Annotated in this window: 16 protein-coding genes; 10 read left to right on the top strand and 6 right to left on the bottom strand. The window is 68.2% G+C overall.

Translation table 11 applies throughout. From position 1 onward, the window contains the following. Window positions 1-17 precede the first annotated feature (17 nt). Together AC1DWT_RS14810 and AC1DWT_RS14805 are read right to left on the bottom strand one after the other, a co-directional pair. Window positions 18-1634 carry a 4-hydroxyphenylacetate 3-hydroxylase family protein gene (locus AC1DWT_RS14810; protein ID WP_477921112.1) on the bottom strand — a complete coding sequence of 539 codons (1617 nt, stop codon included), beginning with the start codon at window positions 1632-1634 and terminating at the stop codon, window positions 18-20. A gap of 24 nt (window positions 1635-1658) precedes the next feature. After that, window positions 1659-2219 carry a flavin reductase family protein gene (locus AC1DWT_RS14805; protein WP_072947617.1) on the bottom strand — a complete coding sequence of 187 codons (561 nt, stop codon included), beginning with the start codon at window positions 2217-2219 and terminating at the stop codon, window positions 1659-1661. 166 nt (window positions 2220-2385) lie between these two features. Here AC1DWT_RS14805 and AC1DWT_RS14800 point away from each other — a divergent pair, with 166 nt between their 5' ends. Further along, the gene (locus AC1DWT_RS14800; protein ID WP_072947619.1) at window positions 2386-3324 is read left to right on the top strand and encodes an AraC family transcriptional regulator; all 939 of its coding nucleotides are present in this window, start codon (window positions 2386-2388) and stop codon (window positions 3322-3324) included. A 10-nt stretch (window positions 3325-3334) separates the two neighbouring features. Here the strand turns inward: AC1DWT_RS14800 and AC1DWT_RS14795 are convergent, their stop codons facing one another. Then, a complete protein-coding gene (locus tag AC1DWT_RS14795; RefSeq protein WP_206013316.1) occupies window positions 3335-4819 on the bottom strand; it encodes a multicopper oxidase family protein in 1485 nt (494 codons plus the stop codon). Window positions 4820-4870: 51 nt separating this feature from the next. Continuing rightward, complete coding sequence (locus tag AC1DWT_RS14790) at window positions 4871-5818, bottom strand: acyl-CoA thioesterase (RefSeq protein ID WP_072947625.1); 948 nt, start codon at window positions 5816-5818, stop codon at window positions 4871-4873. Between the two features lie 233 nt (window positions 5819-6051). On the opposite strand from AC1DWT_RS14790, the gene AC1DWT_RS14785 reads away from it, so the two are divergent. Further along, window positions 6052-6591 carry a dioxygenase family protein gene (locus AC1DWT_RS14785; RefSeq protein WP_072947628.1) on the top strand — a complete coding sequence of 180 codons (540 nt, stop codon included), beginning with the start codon at window positions 6052-6054 and terminating at the stop codon, window positions 6589-6591. 14 nt (window positions 6592-6605) lie between these two features. Here AC1DWT_RS14785 and AC1DWT_RS14780 read toward each other — a convergent pair whose 3' ends face one another. Continuing rightward, on the bottom strand, window positions 6606-7376 hold the full coding sequence (locus AC1DWT_RS14780) for an IclR family transcriptional regulator domain-containing protein (RefSeq protein ID WP_072947631.1): 771 nt from the start codon (window positions 7374-7376) through the stop codon (window positions 6606-6608). A gap of 206 nt (window positions 7377-7582) precedes the next feature. Between AC1DWT_RS14780 and catA the strand changes: the two genes are divergently transcribed. Genes catA through catC form a run of 3 tightly spaced genes read left to right on the top strand, consistent with a single transcriptional unit; the run spans window position 7583 to window position 9873 of the window. After that, a complete protein-coding gene (gene catA / locus AC1DWT_RS14775) occupies window positions 7583-8425 on the top strand; it encodes a catechol 1,2-dioxygenase (RefSeq protein WP_206013314.1) in 843 nt (280 codons plus the stop codon). Window positions 8426-8454: 29 nt separating this feature from the next. Beyond that, entirely contained in the window at window positions 8455-9576 is a 1122-nt protein-coding gene (locus AC1DWT_RS14770; RefSeq protein WP_072947635.1) for a muconate/chloromuconate family cycloisomerase, read from the top strand. A gap of 15 nt (window positions 9577-9591) precedes the next feature. Further along, on the top strand, window positions 9592-9873 hold the full coding sequence (catC, locus tag AC1DWT_RS14765) for a muconolactone Delta-isomerase (RefSeq protein ID WP_072947638.1): 282 nt from the start codon (window positions 9592-9594) through the stop codon (window positions 9871-9873). A 66-nt stretch (window positions 9874-9939) separates the two neighbouring features. Here catC and AC1DWT_RS14760 read toward each other — a convergent pair whose 3' ends face one another. After that, window positions 9940-11127: an ROK family protein gene (locus tag AC1DWT_RS14760; RefSeq protein ID WP_072947641.1), complete on the bottom strand. Its 1188-nt coding sequence runs from the start codon at window positions 11125-11127 to the stop codon at window positions 9940-9942. Window positions 11128-11278: 151 nt separating this feature from the next. Here AC1DWT_RS14760 and zwf point away from each other — a divergent pair, with 151 nt between their 5' ends. The 5 genes from zwf (at window position 11279) to AC1DWT_RS14735 (ending at window position 18129) form a co-directional block, all read left to right on the top strand. Further along, window positions 11279-12757 (top strand): glucose-6-phosphate dehydrogenase, encoded by a 1479-nt coding sequence (gene zwf / locus AC1DWT_RS14755; RefSeq protein WP_206013313.1) that lies wholly within the window; start codon window positions 11279-11281, stop codon window positions 12755-12757. Then, window positions 12754-14607 carry a phosphogluconate dehydratase gene (edd, locus tag AC1DWT_RS14750; protein WP_206013311.1) on the top strand — a complete coding sequence of 618 codons (1854 nt, stop codon included), beginning with the start codon at window positions 12754-12756 and terminating at the stop codon, window positions 14605-14607. Before zwf ends, edd begins: the two co-directional genes overlap by 4 nt. Before the next feature lie 10 nt (window positions 14608-14617). Next, a complete protein-coding gene (eda, locus tag AC1DWT_RS14745) occupies window positions 14618-15244 on the top strand; it encodes a bifunctional 4-hydroxy-2-oxoglutarate aldolase/2-dehydro-3-deoxy-phosphogluconate aldolase (RefSeq protein WP_206013310.1) in 627 nt (208 codons plus the stop codon). 28 nt (window positions 15245-15272) lie between these two features. Further along, on the top strand, window positions 15273-16451 hold the full coding sequence (locus AC1DWT_RS14740) for an ROK family transcriptional regulator (protein WP_074933891.1): 1179 nt from the start codon (window positions 15273-15275) through the stop codon (window positions 16449-16451). A gap of 226 nt (window positions 16452-16677) precedes the next feature. Beyond that, window positions 16678-18129 (top strand): sugar porter family MFS transporter, encoded by a 1452-nt coding sequence (locus tag AC1DWT_RS14735; protein WP_477921104.1) that lies wholly within the window; start codon window positions 16678-16680, stop codon window positions 18127-18129. Window positions 18130-18146: the final 17 nt, after the last annotated feature.

Raw genomic sequence — 18146 nt, 5'->3', positions numbered from 1 at the left:
AGTGCGCGTGTGTGGGGCTACTTGTTGCCGAAGTACGAGACGTCGTCGTTGCCGATGAGGTCGGGCACCGTCCAGCCGTCGAGGTCGTACTCGGCCAGGCACTGCTCGGCGAGTCCCTTCATGGAGGCGACGTCGCCGCGGTTCTCGGCGGCGAACAGCAGCTCGGCCTTGACGTTTTCGTGGTTGCCGGAGTAGTTGCGCTCGTAGAGTTCGTGGCGGCCACCGAATTCGCTGCCGATCGAATCCCACCGGGCCTTCATGATCTTGACGCGTTCGACGGCGGTCATGCCGTCGGAGCCGCGAACGTACTTGTCGAGGTACGGGCGGACGTCGGGGCTCTTGAAGTCGCGTGCGCTCGAGGGGAGGTAGATCAGGCCGGACGCGACGTCCTGCTCGATGATCTCCTTGATCCGCGGGTAGCCCTGGATCATGAACATGCGGTACGTGAGGCCGTACTCGAGCTTGGGGATGACGGTGTCGCCGATCCACGGCTCGGGGTTGCGTGCCATCGATTCGGTGAGTGACCAGAACAGGTTTCGCCAGCCGATGACTTCGCCGACGCGGGTCTGCACACCGCGGAATCCGCCGGCGCCGGTGGCATCGAGGGCCTTCATCAGCATGCCGGCGATGAAGTCGAGCTTCACCGCGAGACGCGTGCAGCCCTGGAACGTGAAGCGGGGCAGGAACCCGGACTGCGGGAAGAAGCCGTTGATCTTGTCGACGTCGCCGTACATGAAGACGTTCTCCCACGGCACGAGCACCTTGTCGAAGATGAAGATGGTGTCGTTCTCGTCCATCCGGCTCGACAGCGGGTAGTCGAACGGGGAGCCCATCACGGCCGCGTTCTGGGTGAACGAGGACCGGCAGATCAGCTTCACGCCCGGCGCGTCCATCGGGACGGTGCAGATGAGCGCGAATTCCTTCTTCTTGATCGGCAGCCCGTAGTGGGCGATGAAGTTGTAGTTGGTGATGGCGGACCCGGTGGCCACGACCTTCGCGCCGGAGACGATGAGGCCGGCGTCGGTCTCCTTCTCCACCTTCATGAACACGTCACCGACCTCGTCCGGCGGGAGCTGCCGGTCGACGGGCGGGTTGATAATGGCGTGGTTCCAGTACAGGACCTTTTCCTGCGATTCCTTGTACCAGCGCTCGGCGTTGTCCTGGAACGGCGAATACAGCTCCTTGTTCGCGTGCAGGGTACCGAGGAAGGAGGCCTTGTAGTCGGGGGAGCGACCCATCCAGCCGTACGTCATCCGCGCCCAGGTGGCGATGGCGTCGCGTTCCTTCAGCAGGTCGTCCGAGGAGGTGGGGGCCTTGAAGAACGGCATCGTGACGCCGCCGTTGCCGGTGTCGGTGGACGTGGTGACCTTGTCGACGTGCTCACCGGTGTGCATCGAGTCGTAGAGACGCGCGGTCATCCGGATCGGGTTCCGGAACGCCGGGTGCGTCGTGACGTCCTCGACGCGCTCGCCGTGCAACCAGATCTCGCGGTCGTCCTTGAGGGACTCGATGTACTCGTCACCGGTCATCGGGCGGGTCGCGAAGTTCGCGGTGCGGTTGGCTTCACAGTCCGCGGCAGGGTTGACCTTCGTCGGGTCGAGCGTGGTCTCGGGAGCGCTTTCGGTGGTGGTCATGGTGGGTCCTTTCGGATTCGGCGGTCAGTGGACGGGCTGAAGGTGGAAGGGGGCGAAGGAGGTGGTGGAGTCGAACCATCCGCTGTTCGGATCGTCCATCGATCCGTTCCACGCGGCCGACGCCGACGGGGAACCGAGGTCGTGGAACGTGCTCCGGTAGAACAGCAGTGGATCCTTGCCGCTCGATTCGGCGGCCACGATTTCACCGATGAAGATGATGTGGTCGCCGCCGTCGTACTCCGCCCACGGTTCGCAGGACAGCGTGGCGGCGGCGCCGCAGAGGACGGGGGCGGTCGGTCCGTCGGCCCACACGGGTTCGGGGTTCTGCGGGCGTCCGGCGAAATGCATCGCGGTGTCCACCTGGTCCGCGGCGAGGATGTTGACGGCGAACGGCGACTTGCTCAAGTAGTTGCAGGCCTTCGACTTTCGGGTCAGGGTGATCTGGCACAGCCTCGGCTCGATCGAGACGGCGGTGAAGGCGGTGACCGTCGCTCCGTGCGGCAGACCGTCGGAGTTGGCGCACGTGATGACCGTGACTCCGCTGGCAAACTGCCCGAAAATGTTCCGGAGTTCGCGCTGCTCCATGTTCGGAGCCTCCCTTCCTGTCCGGGGCGCTGTTGAGGTACGGAGAAACGTACGACTGCGGGAACGGGGCGTCGATCCGCTGAGCGCGGAGGTGATCCGCTTTGCGCGGCGAGTTGAGGCGGGGGCCTCGATTGCATTGCGAAGTGTGCGCGGTCACACTGGTGCCATGTCGGCCACGTCGAAGATTTCCCGCCCCGAGGACTGGGACGAGGCGTCGCACGTCGTGTCGGACGTGTACTTCCCGCACACCCTCACGCCGCTGAGCAGGTCGAAGGCCACCAATACGGTCGCGGAGGCAGTGGAGTTGGGCCCGGTGAAGATCACGCACATCGGCTGGGGTGCGGACGTGTCGATCCGGTCCGACCACCCCGGCGCGTACGCCGTCAACGTCCCGCTGTCGGGGCACCTCGAGTCGGTGACCGGCAGGAACGAGGTGCTGTCGGCGCCGGGTTCCGGGACGATCTGCCCGCCCGACACGTCGACGCTCATCACCAACTGGAGCGAGGAGTGTTCGATCATCGGGGTCCGCGTCGACCGGGACCACCTGCACCGGGAAATGTCGCGGATCCTGGCCCGGCCCGACATCCAGCTACCCCCGCAGATCGATGTGACCACCGAGAACGGCGCGAGTTGGCTCGCTCTGGTGCGGTCGTTGCTGAAGCAGATGCTGGAGTCGGATGGGGTGCTGAACAACGCGCTCGTCGCGGAGCAGTTGTCGGGGGCGGTCACCACCGCGCTGGTGCTCGCCGCGGTCCCGGACGACGGGGCCGGGGTGGGATGCGCGCGTCCGCGGATCGTGAAGCGGGTGGTCGACGAGATCCACGCCGACCCGTCCCGCGCCTGGACGGCGGCCGACATGGCCGAGGTTGCCGGGGTCAGCGTGCGCCGGTTGCAGGAAGGGTTCCGCGACTATGTCGGGGTGAGCCCCCGCGACTACCTGCTGGACGTGCGACTCGAACGCGTCCACGACGACCTGCTGCGCGCGAACGGTGCACAGACGGTCGCCGAAGTCGCGATGCGGTGGGGTTTCACCCACACCGGCCGGTTCGCGGCGGCGTACCGCCGCAAGTACGGTGTGGCGCCCTCGGAGGCGCTCCGGGGCTGACGGCCCGGGCTCAGTCGACGTAGGAGAAGATGGTCGCCATGCCCGCGGCGAGGTGATAGTCGTTGTGGCAGTGTGTGATCCACTGACCTGGATTGGTCGTGTCGATGTCGGCGGCGACGGTCTGGCCGGGGAGCACGATCACGGTGTCCTTCCGCGGTCCGGAGCCGTCCATCCGGGCCACCGCGAACGTGTGCCCGTGCAGGTGCATGGGATGCCACATCATCGTCTTGTTCGTGTAGACCAGCCGTACCCGCTGATCCGAGTGCACCGTCAGGGGTGTGTGGTCGGGATACGCCTGGCCGTTCACCGTCCACGAGTAGGCCTTCATGTCGCCGCCGAGCGACGCCTCCAGGGTGACGGCCGGGTCGAGAACCGGTAGCCGCGCGGCCTCGGTGGCCTGCAGGTCGGCCACGGTGAGTGGCGGTGCCGCGAGCTCGGCGGGCATCACGGAGGGCGCGGGTGCCGCGCCGCCCCCGGTGCGGATCACCGCGAATCCCTGCGCCCCCTTCCCCTCGGCAACGGCGACCAGCGGGAACACCCCGTCCTGCAGGGTGACGACGGCGTCGTACCGCTCGCCCATGCCGATCAGCACCGAATCGGTGTCGACCGGATCGACGGGGAAACCGTCCGTGTCCGTGACGGTCAGCCGGTGGCCACCCAGCGCGACCCGGAACGCCGTGTCGTCGCCGGCGTTGATCAGCCGGATGCGGGCGCGTTGCCCCGCTCGCGCCGTGAAGACCACCGGGTCGGCGGGAGTTCTGCCGTTCACGAGATACACCGGATACCGCACATCCCCGGCATCGCCGCCGAGCGCGGCCGACGTCATATCGGGCATGGACGCCATCCGCCCGCCGCGCAGCTCGTCGAAGACCTGCGTCGGCGTGCGATCGGTCAGCCAGTCGGACAGCACGACGACGAACTCGGCGTCGTAGTTCGCGGGTGCTGCAGGGTCGTCGACGATCAGCGCCCCGTACAGCCCGCGGCCGCGCTGGAGATCGCCGTGCGTGTGATACCAGTACGTTCCCGGGTCGGGCGGGATGAAGTCGTAGACGAACTCGTCCCCCGCCGGGATCGGGGCCTGCGTGACGTCCGGGACCCCGTCCATGTCGTTGCGGATGGCCAGCCCGTGCCAGTGCACGGTCGTGGGGTCCGGGAGCTGGTTGCGACACCGCACCTGGACCCGGTCGCCGACGTTCGCGCGCACGACCGGGCCCGGCAGTTGCGTGTTGTACAGCCACGCCGCGGTGCGCGTACCTGCGAGGTCGACGTCGGACTGCGCCGCGGTCAGTTCGTAGGCGACCGGACGGCCGCCGGGGAACCGCCGCGACTCGGCCTCGGCGAACGTCCGCACCTGCGGCGAATCCGGTCCGATCGCCGCCTCGGTGTTCTCGTTGCGGGCGCAGGCCGCGGTGAGTCCGAGCAGCGCGGCTCCCGCGCCCCATTGCAGCACGTGCCGCCGGGACAACTGCACGTCGAGTGGACGGTCGCCGGGCATCCCCCGCTCCTTCCGCGGGTAGACCATTTCCCGTGACGCTACCCGGGTGGGTTACGCGAGGGCGCCGATTCGCGCCCGGTCGCGGAGGGCGATGAGTTCGCGGGCGTGCGCCTCCAGCTTGCGATCCTCGTCGGACTGCGGAACCCACTGCCGCGCAGCCGTGGTCGCGCCGTCGTCGTCGACAGCGGCGACGACGGTGAGGCAGTGGGTGGTGAGGTTCATTTCCCGGGTGCGCGGGTCGCCCGATCGCACGTGCACCGAGATGTGCATGGTCTGCGCGCCCGTGTGCAGCAGGCGGGCGTCGACCTCGACGACGTGCCCGATCTGGATCGGGCGGTAGAACCGGACACCGCCGGCGTACACGGACACGCACGGGGTGCCGTTCCACGACGTGCCGCACAGGTAGGCGGCCTCGTCGATCCAGCGCATCACGGTCCCGCCGTGCGTCTTGCCGCCCCAGTTGACGTCGGTGGGCGCGGCCAGGAAGCGGGTCAGCGATTCCGGTGCGGTACCCGCGTCGGTGTAGCTCTGCTTGCTCATCGCCTCTTCGATGTCGGCCCGCAGGCCGATGCGCATGACGGCCTCCTCGGACTCGGCGTGGTCGGCGGCGGTGACGGGCTTCCACGGCGGCACGGTCGTCGGCTTTCCGGAGTCGTCGACGGCCACGAAGATGATCAGGCAGTTGCTGGCCTCGGTGAACTGGCCGGTCCGAGGGTCGGCGGACGAGACCGTGCACTGGATGTGCATGCTGGAGCGCCCGGTGTGGACGAGGCGCGCTTCGACCTCCACGAGATGTCCGGACTCGATGGACCGGGTGAATTTGATGTTTCCGACGTACGCGGTGACGCAGTAACTCCCGCTCCAGCCGACCGCGCAGGCGTACGCGGCCTTGTCGATCCATTCGAGGATGCGGCCGCCCTGGACTGCACCTCCGAGTGTCGCGACCTCGGTGGGTGCGGCGAGGAAGCGGAGGGTGATGCTGCGGGGAGGGGTGGTCATCGATGTGTTCCTCGGGTGTTCGACGTGGCCGGCGCGAGGGCGCGCACCGGGCGACGGCGAAACGTCGTTGTCCGCCGGTGGCCGGGAAATTATCCCACAGTTGCCCCGTACCGACCCGTTCGCGATGTGAACGGAGCGCAGTTGACGAACGCCTGTGACTGCGCGCACACTCGACCACGACCGCACAGCGTTCCCTGTGTACGCACAGCGTGCACGAGTGATCGGATCAGGTGATGACCTCAACGTCGACGACGACCGCACCCCGGGCCGACCGGGCCTGCCTCGACTACGTGGACCGGGAGTTCTACCTCCCCGCGCAGCGGGTGCTGCCGTGGACCGCGAACCTCGCGGCACTTCCCGGCGAACCCGGAACGCCGCTGCGGATGACGGGCGTCGTCCGGTCCCGCACCGGCGAACCGCTGTCGGGTGCGGAGATCGAGATCTGGCACGCGGACGCCGACGGATGCTATTCCGGGTATTCCGTGGAGATCCTCCGCAACAACCTGCGCGGCATCGTCGTCACCTGCGCGGGCGGTCGCTTCGACATCGCGACGGTGCAGCCCGCGCCGTGCGAATTCTCCAGCGCCCGAGGCGATGCCGACGTGGGGCACCTCAACGTGATCGTGCACGCGCGCGGGTTCCGCCCGCTCGCGACGAGGCTGGTCCCTACGCCCGGCGCGTCGAGAGAAGTGGGCAGTTCCGCCGTCGAGACGCTTGTCGACGTCGGTGCCGATGGAGTGGTCTCCTGCGACTTCGTGCTCGATCCGATCTGACCGGCGTGCCGCCGTCAGCCGGCGTAACCCATGTCCGCGCTCAGGGCGGCCGCGGCGGCGAGGACGCACGGAACGGCCTGTTCGCGGAACTGCGCCGGAGTGTTGCGCGCGGACGACGTGGAGCACGCGACCACGCCGACTACCGTGCCGCCGGCGTCGCGGACCGGTGCGGCGAGCGAGATGAGCCCCTTCTCCAGTTCCTCGGCCGTCAGGGCGAACCCCTGCTCGCGGACCTTGGTCAGTTCCCGCTCGAGTTCGGCCGCGGAGCCGATGGTTTCGGGCCCGAGTTTCTGGAACGTGGACTCGGCGACCACCTGCTCGACGACGTCGGCGGGGGCCCAGGCCAGGAGCGCACGGCCCATGGACGTGGCGTACGCGGGGACACGGGTGCCCACGGAGACGTTGATGCTCATGATCCGCCGGACGGGGACGCGCGCCGCGTAGACCACGTCGGCGCCGTCGAGCACACCGAGCGACGCGGACTCCTGGGTCTTCTCGGCCACCTCGAGCAGCCGGGGCATCGCGGCCTCGATGAGCGCGTGCGACTCCGAGTAGTGCTGTCCGATGCTGAGCACGCGGGGGGTGAGCGACCACCGGCCTCCCGCCCCCGCGACGTACCCCAGCTTCTGCAGGGTGAGCAGGATCCGGCGGACGGCGGGGCGCGACAGTCCCGCTTCCGTCGCGAGTTCGGCGAGCGTCGGGTTCGGGCGCTGGGCGTCGAAGGCCAGCAGCACGGCGAAACCGCGCTCGATGCTCTGGATGTAATCGCGATCGCTCTCGGTCATTGCGGCCTCCACCAGCGATTCGTGTGCGTCTTCGGACTCGGGGTTGACATTTCAATGTGACTGCGCGCACAGTAGTGGTGTACGCACAGCGTGATGTTAGTACGCACAGCGTACATATGCAAGACCCTCCGGCGTGTGAACACCCACCGCGTCGCCCAAAACTCGATACCAGCCCTGTCCGAATTCCTTCAGCCCGAGGAGAAACGATGACCACCACCGAGAGCCCCACCGCAGCCGGATCCGGCTCCGCCGCCACCGACAAGTTCAAGGCCGAGCGCGTCAGCGCCGACACCTCGCCCGAGCGGCTCGCGGCGATCGCCAAGGACGCCCTCGGCGCGCTCAACGACGTGATCCTCAAGCACGGCGTCACCTACCCCGAATACCGCGTGTTCAAGCAGTGGCTGATCGATGTCGGCGAGGGCGGCGAATGGCCGCTGTTCCTCGACGTGTTCATCGAGCACTCCGTCGAAGAGGTCCTCGCCCGCTCCCGCAAGGGCACCAAGGGCAGCATCGAGGGCCCGTACTACATCGAGAACTCGCCGGAACTGCCGTCCACGTGCACCCTGCCGATGCGTGCCGAGGACGAGAAGATCACCCCGCTCGTCTTCGCCGGCCAGGTCACCGACCTCGACGGCAACGGGCTCGCCGGGGCGAAGGTCGAACTGTGGCACGCCGACAACGACGGCTACTACTCGCAGTTCGCACCGCACCTGCCCGAGTGGAACCTGCGGGGCACGATCATCGCCGACGACGAGGGTCGCTACGAGATCACCACGATCCAGCCTGCGCCCTACCAGATCCCGACCGACGGCCCGACTGGCCAGTTCATCGAGGCGCAGAACGGCCACCCGTGGCGTCCCGCGCACCTGCACCTCATCGTGTCGGCGCCCGGCAAGGAGTCGGTCACCACGCAGCTGTACTTCAAGGGCGGCGAGTGGATCGACAGCGACGTCGCGTCGGCCACCAAGCCGGAACTGATCCTCGACCCGAAGACCGGCGACGACGGCAAGAACTACGTCACCTACAACTTCGTGCTCGACCCCGCGTGACCCGTTCCACCCGTACAGAAAGTGATCCGATGACCGACCTGTCGATCGTCTCCGTCGAAACGACGATCCTCGATGTGCCGCTGGTGCGTCCCCACAAGTTCGCGACCACGTCGATGACCGCGCAGCCGCTCCTGCTGGTCGCGGTCGAGACCGCCGGCGGCGTGACCGGCCACGGCGAGGGCGTCGTCCCCGGCGGCCCCTGGTGGGGCGGCGAGTCGGTGGAGACGATGCAGGCGATCATCGAGAAGTACATCGCCCCGGTCCTGCTGGGGCGGCGTGTCGACGAGATCACCGGCATCATGTCGGACATCGAAAGGGTGGTCGCCAATGCACGTTTCGCGAAGGCGGCCGTCGACGTCGCGTTGCACGACGCCTGGGCCCGCAGCCTGGGCGTACCCGTGCACACGCTGCTCGGCGGCGCCTTCCGGAAGAGCGTCGACGTCACCTGGGCCCTCGGCGCCGCACCCGCCGAGGAGATCATCGAGGAGGCCCTCGGCCTGGTCGAGTCGAAGCGGCACTTCAGTTTCAAGCTGAAGATGGGTGCGCTCGACCCTGCCGTCGACACGGCTCGGGTGGTCCGGATCGCCCAGGCGCTCGAGGGCAAGGCCGGCGTCCGGATCGACGTCAACGCCCGTTGGGATCGGCTGACCGCGCTGAAGTACGTGCCCCGCCTCGTCGACGGCGGCGTCGAACTGATCGAGCAGCCCACACCCGGTGAGCAACTCGAGGTCCTCGCCGAGCTGAACCGGCTCGTCCCCGTCCCGGTGATGGCCGACGAGAGTGTCCAGACTCCGCACGACGCCCTCGAGGTCGCCCGCCGCGGCGCCGCCGACGTCATCGCGCTCAAGACCACCAAATGCGGTGGCCTCGCCAAGAGCCGCGAAGTGGTCGCGATCGCCAAGGCCGCCGGAATCGCCTGCCACGGAGCCACGTCCATCGAAGGCCCGATCGGGACCGCGGCGTCCATTCAGTTCGCCTGCGCCGAGCCCGGCATCAACTTCGGCACCGAACTGTTCGGGCCCCTGCTGTTCAGTGAGGAATTGCTGCAGGAACCGCTTCGCTACGCCGACGGCCAGGTGTCCCTGCCCGAAGGCCCCGGACTCGGAGTCGAGCTCAACATGGACGCAGTCAAGACCTGGACCAGGAACTGAGGAGGACACCACCCGATGGCACTCTTTCACGTGCGCATGGACGTCGCCATTCCCCGCGACCTCGACCCGAAGGTCCGGGACGAGACGATCGCCAAGGAGAAGGCCTACTCGCAGGAGCTTCAGCGCTCCGGCAAGTGGCCCGAGATCTGGCGGATCGTCGGCCAGTACAGCAACATCAGCATCTTCGACGTCGAGTCGGCCGACGAACTGCACGAGATCCTGTGGAACCTTCCACTGTTCCCGTACATGAAGATCGAGATCATGCCGCTCACCCGGCACGGTTCCGACGTCAAGTAGGCCTCCGGCCTGTGCGTGGTTGACGAGTCTCTGGACTCGTCAACCACGCACAGGCGGCGGAGCCGCCTATTTCTGCCGCGCGAGCAGTTGGTCCACGGCGCGCACGCTGAGGACGTGGTCGAGTGCCATGGTGGCGCTGCCGACGACGCCGGACAGTTCCCCGTGCGTCCAGGGGAGGATCTGAAGCTGTTGGGTGGCAACGGCGATCGCGTTGCCGTACAGGGTTTCGCGTAGCCCGGCGACGAACGTGTCGTACGCCTGCGCCATGTCGCCGCCGACGATCACGACCTCCGGGTTGAGGAGGTTGATCGCCCCCGACAGGACCTCGCCGATCTGGCGCCCGCTCTCGCGGATCATCCGCCGGGCCTCGGCGTCGCCGGCGAGCGCGAGGGTGATCACGTCGCGGATGTGCGTCACTTCGCGTCCCTGCTCCTGCAGGTTGCGGACCAGCGCCCAGCCGCCGGCGACGGCCTCGATACATCCCACATCACCGCAGCGGCACACCACCCCTTGTGCCGCTGCGGTTTTCGTGTGTCCGATCTCGCCTGCCGCGCCCAGGGCGCCCCGCTGCAGCACGCCGCCGGACACGAGTCCGGCGCCGAGCCCGGTCGACGCCTTGATGAGCAGCATGTCGGCGAAGTCGCGGCGTTCCCCGCGTCGCTCGGCCAGGACCATGACGTTGGCGTCGTTGTCGACGAAGACGGGCGCGTCGGTGACATCGGCGAGGAACGGCTGCAGCGGAACGCCGTCCCAGCCCGACATCATGGGAGAGTTCAGGCTGCACCCGCGCTCGGTGTCGACGGTGCCGGGGAGACTGATCCCGATCCCGACCGTCCGCCCCGCGGTCTCGCCCAGGCCCTCGCGCAGCGCGATGAGACGCCTCGCGATGACGGGCATCAGCTCGGCCGGGCTCGTGCCGATTTCCTGCTCCACATCCTCGGCGACGATGACGTCGCCTGCGAGGTCGCAGATGGCCAGCTGGGTGCGGCTCCGGCCGATGGCGGCCGACAGCACCACTCCGGCCTGCACGTGAAACGAGAGTTTCACCGGCGGGCGTCCGCCGGTCGACACGCCCTCTTCGCGTTCGACGACGAGTCCCGACGCCTGCAGTGACGACACCCGGGCCGCGACGGCCGTGCGGGACAGCCCCGTGAGGTTGCCGATCTCGGTGCGCGTGGTGGCTAGCCCTGCGCGAATGAGGGCGAAAACGTCGCCACCCGTCGCCGGGGAGGTCGTCGAGCGAGGCGTCCGCATGCAGGCCATTCAACCAACCGGACACGCGTCTGACAACGTAAGGTTCAGATCTTTGTTCGTCGAAATACTTAAGTCTGTATTGATCAAAAGCCAAAGGTCGCCTACTCTCGTCTGTGATGGCCCACACATCCGGCTTTCAGAGGGAGATGACATGTCACCAGCGACCACCGTGGAACCGTGCGATTTCGTCGTGTTCGGCGGCACCGGCGACCTGGCGGTTCGTAAGCTGCTTCCCGCGCTCTACCTGCGCGACAGGGACGGTCAGCTGCCCGCCGAAACCCGCGTGATCGGTGCCTCGCGAGCCGGTCTCGACACCGACGGCTACCGCGACAAGGTGCGAGGAGAACTCGCGCGGTTCGTCTCCGGCGATCAGCTGGATTCGGACACCTGTGAGCGATTTCTCAATCGCCTCGAATACGTCACCGTCGACGTCGCGGACCCGGCGAACTGGGCGGGCCTGCAGGACTGTCTCGCCGACCGGGACGGCGCCATCCGGGTATTCTACCTGGCGTGCGCTCCCGGCCTGTTCGGGCCGATCTGCGAGAACCTCGCCCTGAACGGTCTCGCCGACGCGCAGTCCCGCGTCGTGCTGGAGAAGCCCATCGGCCACGACCTCGCCTCGGCACGCGCCGTCAACGACGCGGTCGGCGCAGTGTTCGAGGAATCGCAGATCTTCCGCATCGACCACTATCTCGGCAAGGAGAGCGTCCAGAACCTGCTGGTCACTCGATTCGCCAACACGTTCCTCGAGCCGCTGTGGAACTCCTCGTCGATCGACCACGTGCAGATCAACGTCGCCGAGTCGCTCGGAGTGGGCAGCCGCGGCGGCTACTACGAGTCGGCGGGCGCGCTGCGCGACATGCTGCAGAACCACCTCCTGCAGATGCTCTGCCTCGTCGCGATGGAGCCGCCCACCTACGTCGACCGCGAGACCGTGCGCGACGAGAAGCTGAAGGTGCTCCAGGCCCTCAAGCCGATGAGCCCGCAGGACGTCGAACGCTGCACGGTCGCAGGCCAGTACGGCCCCGGGCTCGCCGACGGGAAAGCCGTCCCCGGATACCAGGACGACGTCGAGAACCCGGACAGCACCACCGAGACGTTCATCGCCGTCAAGGCCGAGATCCAGAACTGGCGGTGGGCCGGCGTGCCGTTCTACCTGCGCACCGGCAAGCGCATGGACCGGCGCTGCTCGGAGATCGTCGTGCAGTTCAAGCCCGTCCCGCACCCCATGTTCCCGGGCAGCGAGGGCCACAGCGAACCCAACCGCCTGGTCATCCAGCTGCAGCCCCACGAGGGCATGCGTCTGCACATGACGGCGAAGGAACCCGGCCCCGGCGGTATCCGCCTCAAGCCGGTGTCGCTGGACCTCAACTACATCGAAACGTTCAAGCGTCCGTCGCCCGACGCCTACGAGCGGCTGCTGATGGACGTGGTCCGGGGCAACCCGACCCTGTTCATGCGCCGCGACGAGGTGGAGGCCGCCTGGGAGTGGGTCGAGCAGATCCTCGTCGGGTGGGAGAAGTCCGAGCGTGGACCGCGGCGGTACCCGGCGGGCACCAACGGACCCACCGACGCGACCATCCTGATCGAGCGCGACGGCCGCGCCTGGCACGAAGGAGTTACCGCATGACCGACGCGCCCACACCCACCGCCGACGTACACCCCGTCCTCGCCGCCGTCACCGAACGCATCATCGAGCGCAGCAGGCCCGAGCGCACGATCTACCTCGACCGCATCCGGCAGGCCGCCGACCGCGGTCCGGCGCGCGGCAAGCTGGCCTGCGCGAACCTGGCGCACGGCTTCGCCGCGTCCGGCCCGGCCGACAAGAAGGCGCTGCGCGCGTTCGTCAAGCCCAACATCGCGATCGTCTCGTCGTACAACGACATGCTGTCGGCGCACCAGCCGTTCGAACACTTTCCCCGGCAGCTCAAGGCCGCGGTCATGGAGGCCGGCGGCATCGCCCAGTTCGCAGGCGGCGTCCCCGCCATGTGCGACGGCATCACCCAGGGCCGCGACGGAATGCAGCTGTCCCTGTTCAGTCGCGACGTCATCGCGATGGCGACGGCGATCGGCCTGTCCCACGACATGTTCGACGGCGCCCTCATGCTCGGCGTGTGCGACAAGATCGTGCCCGGAATGCTCATCGGCGCACTCGGATTCGGCCACCTGCCGACGATCTTCGTGCCCGCCGGGCCGATGACGTCCGGTCTGCCCAACAACGAGAAGTCGCGCGTCCGCCAGCTGTACGCCGAGGGCAAGGCCGACCGCGAGCAACTGCTCGATGCCGAGGCTGCGTCCTACCACGGTGTCGGCACCTGCACGTTCTTCGGCACGGCCAACTCCAACCAGCTGCTCATGGAGGTCATGGGCCTGCACCTGCCCGGATCCAGCTTCGTGAACCCGGGCACCCCGCTGCGGGAGGCCCTCACGTGGGAGGCGGGAAAGCGCGTCACCGGTCTCACCTCGCTCGGCGACGACTACACACCGGTCGGTGAGGTCGTGGACGAGAAGGCCGTGGTCAACGGTTGCGTCGCACTGCTCGCGACCGGCGGTTCGACCAACCACACGATGCACCTCGTGGCGATCGCCCGCGCCGCAGGCATCACCCTCACGTGGGACGACCTGTCGGAACTGTCCGCGATCGTGCCGCTGCTCGCCCGGATCTACCCCAACGGCTCGGCGGACGTGAACCACTTCCACGCGGCGGGCGGCCTCGGCTACGTCGTGTCGTCGATGCTGGATGCGGGACTGCTGCACGAGGACGTGAAGACCGTCGTCGGCGCCGGACTCCGCCGGTACACCGAGGAGCCGAAGCTGTCCGGCGAGGGCGTCGAATGGCAGCCGGGCACCAGAATCAGCCTCGACACCAGCGTGTTGCGCGGACCGGAAGATCCGTTCGACGTCAACGGCGGCCTCAAGATGCTGACCGGAAACCTGGGTTCGTGCGTGATGAAGACGTCGGCCGTCCACCCGGACCACCGCGTGGTGACCGCCCCGGCCCGGGTGTTCGACGATCAGCTCGACTTCCTCGCCGCGTTCGAGGCGGGAACGCTGACCGGCGATTTCGTGGCCGTGCTCCGGTACCAGGGGCCGCGCGCCAACGGCATGCCCGAATTGCACAAGCTCACACCGGTGCTCGGCGTTCTGCAGGATCAGGGCCGCAAGGTCGCGCTGGTTACCGACGGCCGGATGTCCGGCGCGTCCGGGAAGGTGCCCGCGGCCATCCACCTCACCCCCGAGGCGGCGGCGGACGGACCGCTCGCGCGGGTGCGTGACGGCGACGTCCTCACCGTCGACGCCGTGACCGGATCCGTGAACGTGCACGTAGGCGACGAGGAACTGGCCGCCCGCCCGGCGACCGGTCGTGCGCTCAGTGCCGACGAATGGGTCGGCACGGGCCGCGAACTCTTCGCCGGCCTGCGTGCCGCCGTCGGACCGGCGACCCAGGGCGCCAGCGTTTTCCACCCCCAACCCGTCTAAGGAGTATTCAGTGACGAACAGCCCCTCCCTCCTCGACCGCGTCCCGGTCATCCCCGTCGTCGTCGTGGACGACCTCGGCGACGCGGTGCCGGTGGCCCGCGCGCTGGTGGCCGGCGGCATCCCGATGATCGAACTGACCCTGCGGACGCCGTGCGCCCTCGATGCCATCAAGGCGATCGCGACCGAGGTGCCGGAGATCTGCGTCGGCGCGGGCACGATCGTGGAACCGGTGCAGGCCGCGCATGCGGCCGACGCGGGAGCGCAGTTCCTCGTCTCGCCGGGCAGCACCGAAACCCTGCTGAAGGCGATGACGGACACCGGACTGCCGCACCTCCCGGGCGCGGCGACCGTCTCCGAGGTGCTCTTCCTGCTCGAGCACGGCTACCGCGAACTCAAGTTCTTCCCCGCCGAGGCGTCGGGCGGCGCGAAGTTCCTCGGCTCGATCCACTCACCCGTTCCGGCCGCGCGGTTCTGTCCCACCGGCGGCATCTCGACGTCGAACGTCGGCGATTACCTGTCGCTGCCCAACGTCGGCTGCGTCGGCGGATCCTGGCTCACGCCCGCCGACGCCGTGAAGCAGCAGGACTGGGACCGGATCAGCGGACTCGCACGTGAGGCGGCGGCACTCGCCCGATAGCGCGTGACGCGGCGCGGTACGGTGAATCGTGCGCGACAGTGACAACGGTGATTCCCAGCGGCCGGGTTCTCAGTCCTCGCTGAAATCCGCCAACCAGCACCGTGTGGTCCGCGCGCTCCAGACGTCGGGTGAGCTCACCCAGGCGGAGATCGCGCGTCGCACCGGATTGGCCCCCGCAACCGTCTCCAACATGGTCAAGGAATTGACCGCGGCCGGGATGGTCGCCGTGCCGGGCGGCGACCACCCCGGCCAGCGCGGCCGGGCGGTGCGGCTGACCCGCCGGATGGGCCTCGCGGTCGGGATCGACTTCGGGCACCGCCATCTCACCGTGGCCGTCGCCGACATGGCACACCAGGTGCTCGCCGAGGAACGCGTCGAACTCGGTGCGGGTCACCGCGCGGAGGACGGCGTGGTGCAGGCGGGCGCCCTTCTCGACGCGGCCCTCGACCGACTCGGCTGCGACCGCACGTCCGTCCTCGCGGTCGGCATGGGTCTGCCCGCACCGCTCGAGACCGACACCGGCGAGGTCGGCGGCCCGTCCATCCTCCCCGGCTGGGTCGGTGTCGACGCGGCCGCCATCGCGTCGGAGTATCTCGGCACCGCCGTGCACGTCGACAACGACGCGAACCTCGGTGTGCTCGCCGAACACATGTGGGGAGCCGGCCGCGGCACCACCGACCTCGCCTACATCAAACTGTCCGACGGCGTGGGTGCCGGCCTCGTCCTCGACGGCCGGCTGTACCGCGGAAGAGGCGGCACCGCAGGCGAAATCGGCCACCTGACCCTCGACGAGTTCGGGCAGGTGTGCCGCTGCGGCAACCGCGGCTGCCTCGAGACTCTCGTCGCCTCGCACGTCGTGATCGGGCTGCTCGCCCCGAGTCGCGGTCCCGATCTGAGCATCGCCGACATCGTCGCGATGGCCGAGCGCGGCGACGCCGCCTGCATCCGGGTGCTCGCCGACACCGGGCGCCACGTCGGCGTCGCGGCAGCGAGCCTGTGCAATCTCGTCAATCCCGAACGACTCGTCATCGGCGGCGAACTCGCACTGGCCGGCGAACTGCTCCTCGGGCCGATGCGTGAGGTCGTCGGCCGCTACGCGGTGCCCAGCGCGGTCCGCTCCCTGGACATCCGCGTCGCCGAACTCGGCCCCCGCGCTCAGGTGCTCGGCGCCGTCGCCCTGGGTCTGCGATCCGCGCTTCCCGCCTGACTGTTCGCCGCTGAATTCCCGCTCCGGTCAGGGCGCGAGCCCTGCGTTCTTCGCGTCCCTCGTGTTCATTGGTGAATATAAATCGGACAAACACGCCTTCCTATGTTCATGTCTTGACGATTCGTGGTTTCGTTGCCTACTGTGTTCCACACCACAACGACTGCGCACTCTGCGCAGGCCTCGGCCCGATCCGAGTCTCGATCACCCCTTGCTCACGAGGAGTCCCATGACTGAAAACGTCCTGTTGCCCGGCGCGGAATCGCCCGGCGACACCGCAGAGGGCACTTCGGTTCCCGTCCGGTTCGCGGTCGTCGCCGCACTCGGCGGCCTGCTGTTCGGCTACGACAGCGCAGTGATCAACGGCGCCGTGTCGGCGATCGAGGGCAAGTTCCAGGTCGAGTCCGCTCTCCTCGGCTTCGCGATCGCCTCGGCGCTGCTCGGTGCCGCGGCGGGAGCGATGCTGGCCGGGCGGATCGCCGACCGGTACGGACGCCTCGTCACGATGCGGGCCGCCGCGGTGATGTTCCTGCTGAGCGCCATCGGCACCGGATTCGCGGCCAACGTCGAGATGCTGGTGACGTTCAGGATCGTCGGCGGCATCGGTGTGGGTCTGGCCTCGGTCATCGCACCCGCCTACATCGCTGAGATCTCGCCCGCCCGGGTGCGTGGACGTCTCGGGTCGCTGCAGCAACTCGCGATCGTCACCGGCATCTTCGTCTCGCTCCTGGTCGACTACGCCCTCGCCGCGCTCGCCGGCGGGTCGCAGGAAGAACTGTGGTTCGGGCTCGAGGCGTGGCGGTGGATGTTCCTCGCGATGTGTGTGCCCGCGCTGGCCTACGGTCTGCTGTCACTGACGATTCCCGAATCCCCCCGCTACCTGATCGCTCAGGGGCGCATCGCCGAGGCCCGCGGCATCCTCGCGGTCCTGCTCGGCGAGAAGGGCCTCGACCTCAAGATCGAGAGCATCCGTTCGACGCTGGCCCGCGAGACGCAGCCGTCGATCCGCGACCTGAAGGGCTCCGCGTTCGGCCTGATGCCGATCGTGTGGATCGGTATCGGACTCTCCGTCTTCCAGCAGTTCGTCGGTATCAACGTGATCTTCTACTACTCGAGCGTCCTGTGGCAGGCCGTCGGCTTCGACGAGGGCAGTTCCCTGAAGATCACGGTCATCACGTCGGTGGTCAACATCGCCACCACACTCATCGCCATCGCCTACATCGACCGGGTGGGCCGCCGGCCGCTGCTCATCATCGGCTCCGCCGGCATGGCCGTCACGCTCGCGACCATGGCGTTCATCTTCGGAACCGCCTCCACCACGGTCGTGAACGGTGTCACGACGCCGCAGTTGACCGGGCTGCAGGGGCCGATCGCGCTCGTCGCCGCCAACCTGTTCGTGGTCGCGTTCGGAATGTCCTGGGGCCCGGTCGTGTGGGTCCTGCTCGGTGAGGCGTTCCCCAACCGCATCCGGGCCGCCGCGCTGTCGCTCGCCGCGGGTGYCCAGTGGGCGGCGAACTGGCTGATCACCGTGACGTTCCCGTCCATGAAGGACTTCTCGCTCGGAATCTCGTACGGCTTCTACGCCGTCTGCGCGGTGCTGTCGCTCGTTTTCGTGCTGCGCTGGGTCAAGGAGACGAAGGGCGTGGAACTCGAAGCCATGCACTCCGATTCGATCGTGTAGGCCTTTCCCGCCACGAC

The sequence above is a fragment of the Rhodococcus sp. P4_B6 genome (assembly GCF_056402215.1).
This window is presented reverse-complemented; position numbering and strand designations above follow the sequence as displayed.

Bases quoted from the DNA above. Each gene is read 5' to 3' on its own strand.
- catC (WP_072947638.1), top strand. From the start codon at position 9,592: ATGGCACTCTTTCACGTGCGCATGGACGTCGCCATTCCCCGCGACCTC.
- AC1DWT_RS14790 (WP_072947625.1), bottom strand. From the start codon at position 5,818: ATGACCACCCCTCCCCGCAGCATCACCCTCCGCTTCCTCGCCGCACCC.
- catA (WP_206013314.1), top strand. From the start codon at position 7,583: ATGACCACCACCGAGAGCCCCACCGCAGCCGGATCCGGCTCCGCCGCC.
- AC1DWT_RS14780 (WP_072947631.1), bottom strand. From the start codon at position 7,376: ATGACCGAGAGCGATCGCGATTACATCCAGAGCATCGAGCGCGGTTTC.
- AC1DWT_RS14770 (WP_072947635.1), top strand. From the start codon at position 8,455: ATGACCGACCTGTCGATCGTCTCCGTCGAAACGACGATCCTCGATGTG.
- edd (WP_206013311.1), top strand. From the start codon at position 12,754: ATGACCGACGCGCCCACACCCACCGCCGACGTACACCCCGTCCTCGCC.
- AC1DWT_RS14805 (WP_072947617.1), bottom strand. From the start codon at position 2,219: ATGGAGCAGCGCGAACTCCGGAACATTTTCGGGCAGTTTGCCAGCGGA.
- AC1DWT_RS14800 (WP_072947619.1), top strand. From the start codon at position 2,386: ATGTCGGCCACGTCGAAGATTTCCCGCCCCGAGGACTGGGACGAGGCG.
- AC1DWT_RS14795 (WP_206013316.1), bottom strand. From the start codon at position 4,819: ATGCCCGGCGACCGTCCACTCGACGTGCAGTTGTCCCGGCGGCACGTG.
- AC1DWT_RS14760 (WP_072947641.1), bottom strand. From the start codon at position 11,127: ATGCGGACGCCTCGCTCGACGACCTCCCCGGCGACGGGTGGCGACGTT.
- zwf (WP_206013313.1), top strand. From the start codon at position 11,279: ATGTCACCAGCGACCACCGTGGAACCGTGCGATTTCGTCGTGTTCGGC.
- AC1DWT_RS14785 (WP_072947628.1), top strand. From the start codon at position 6,052: ATGACCTCAACGTCGACGACGACCGCACCCCGGGCCGACCGGGCCTGC.
- AC1DWT_RS14810 (WP_477921112.1), bottom strand. From the start codon at position 1,634: ATGACCACCACCGAAAGCGCTCCCGAGACCACGCTCGACCCGACGAAG.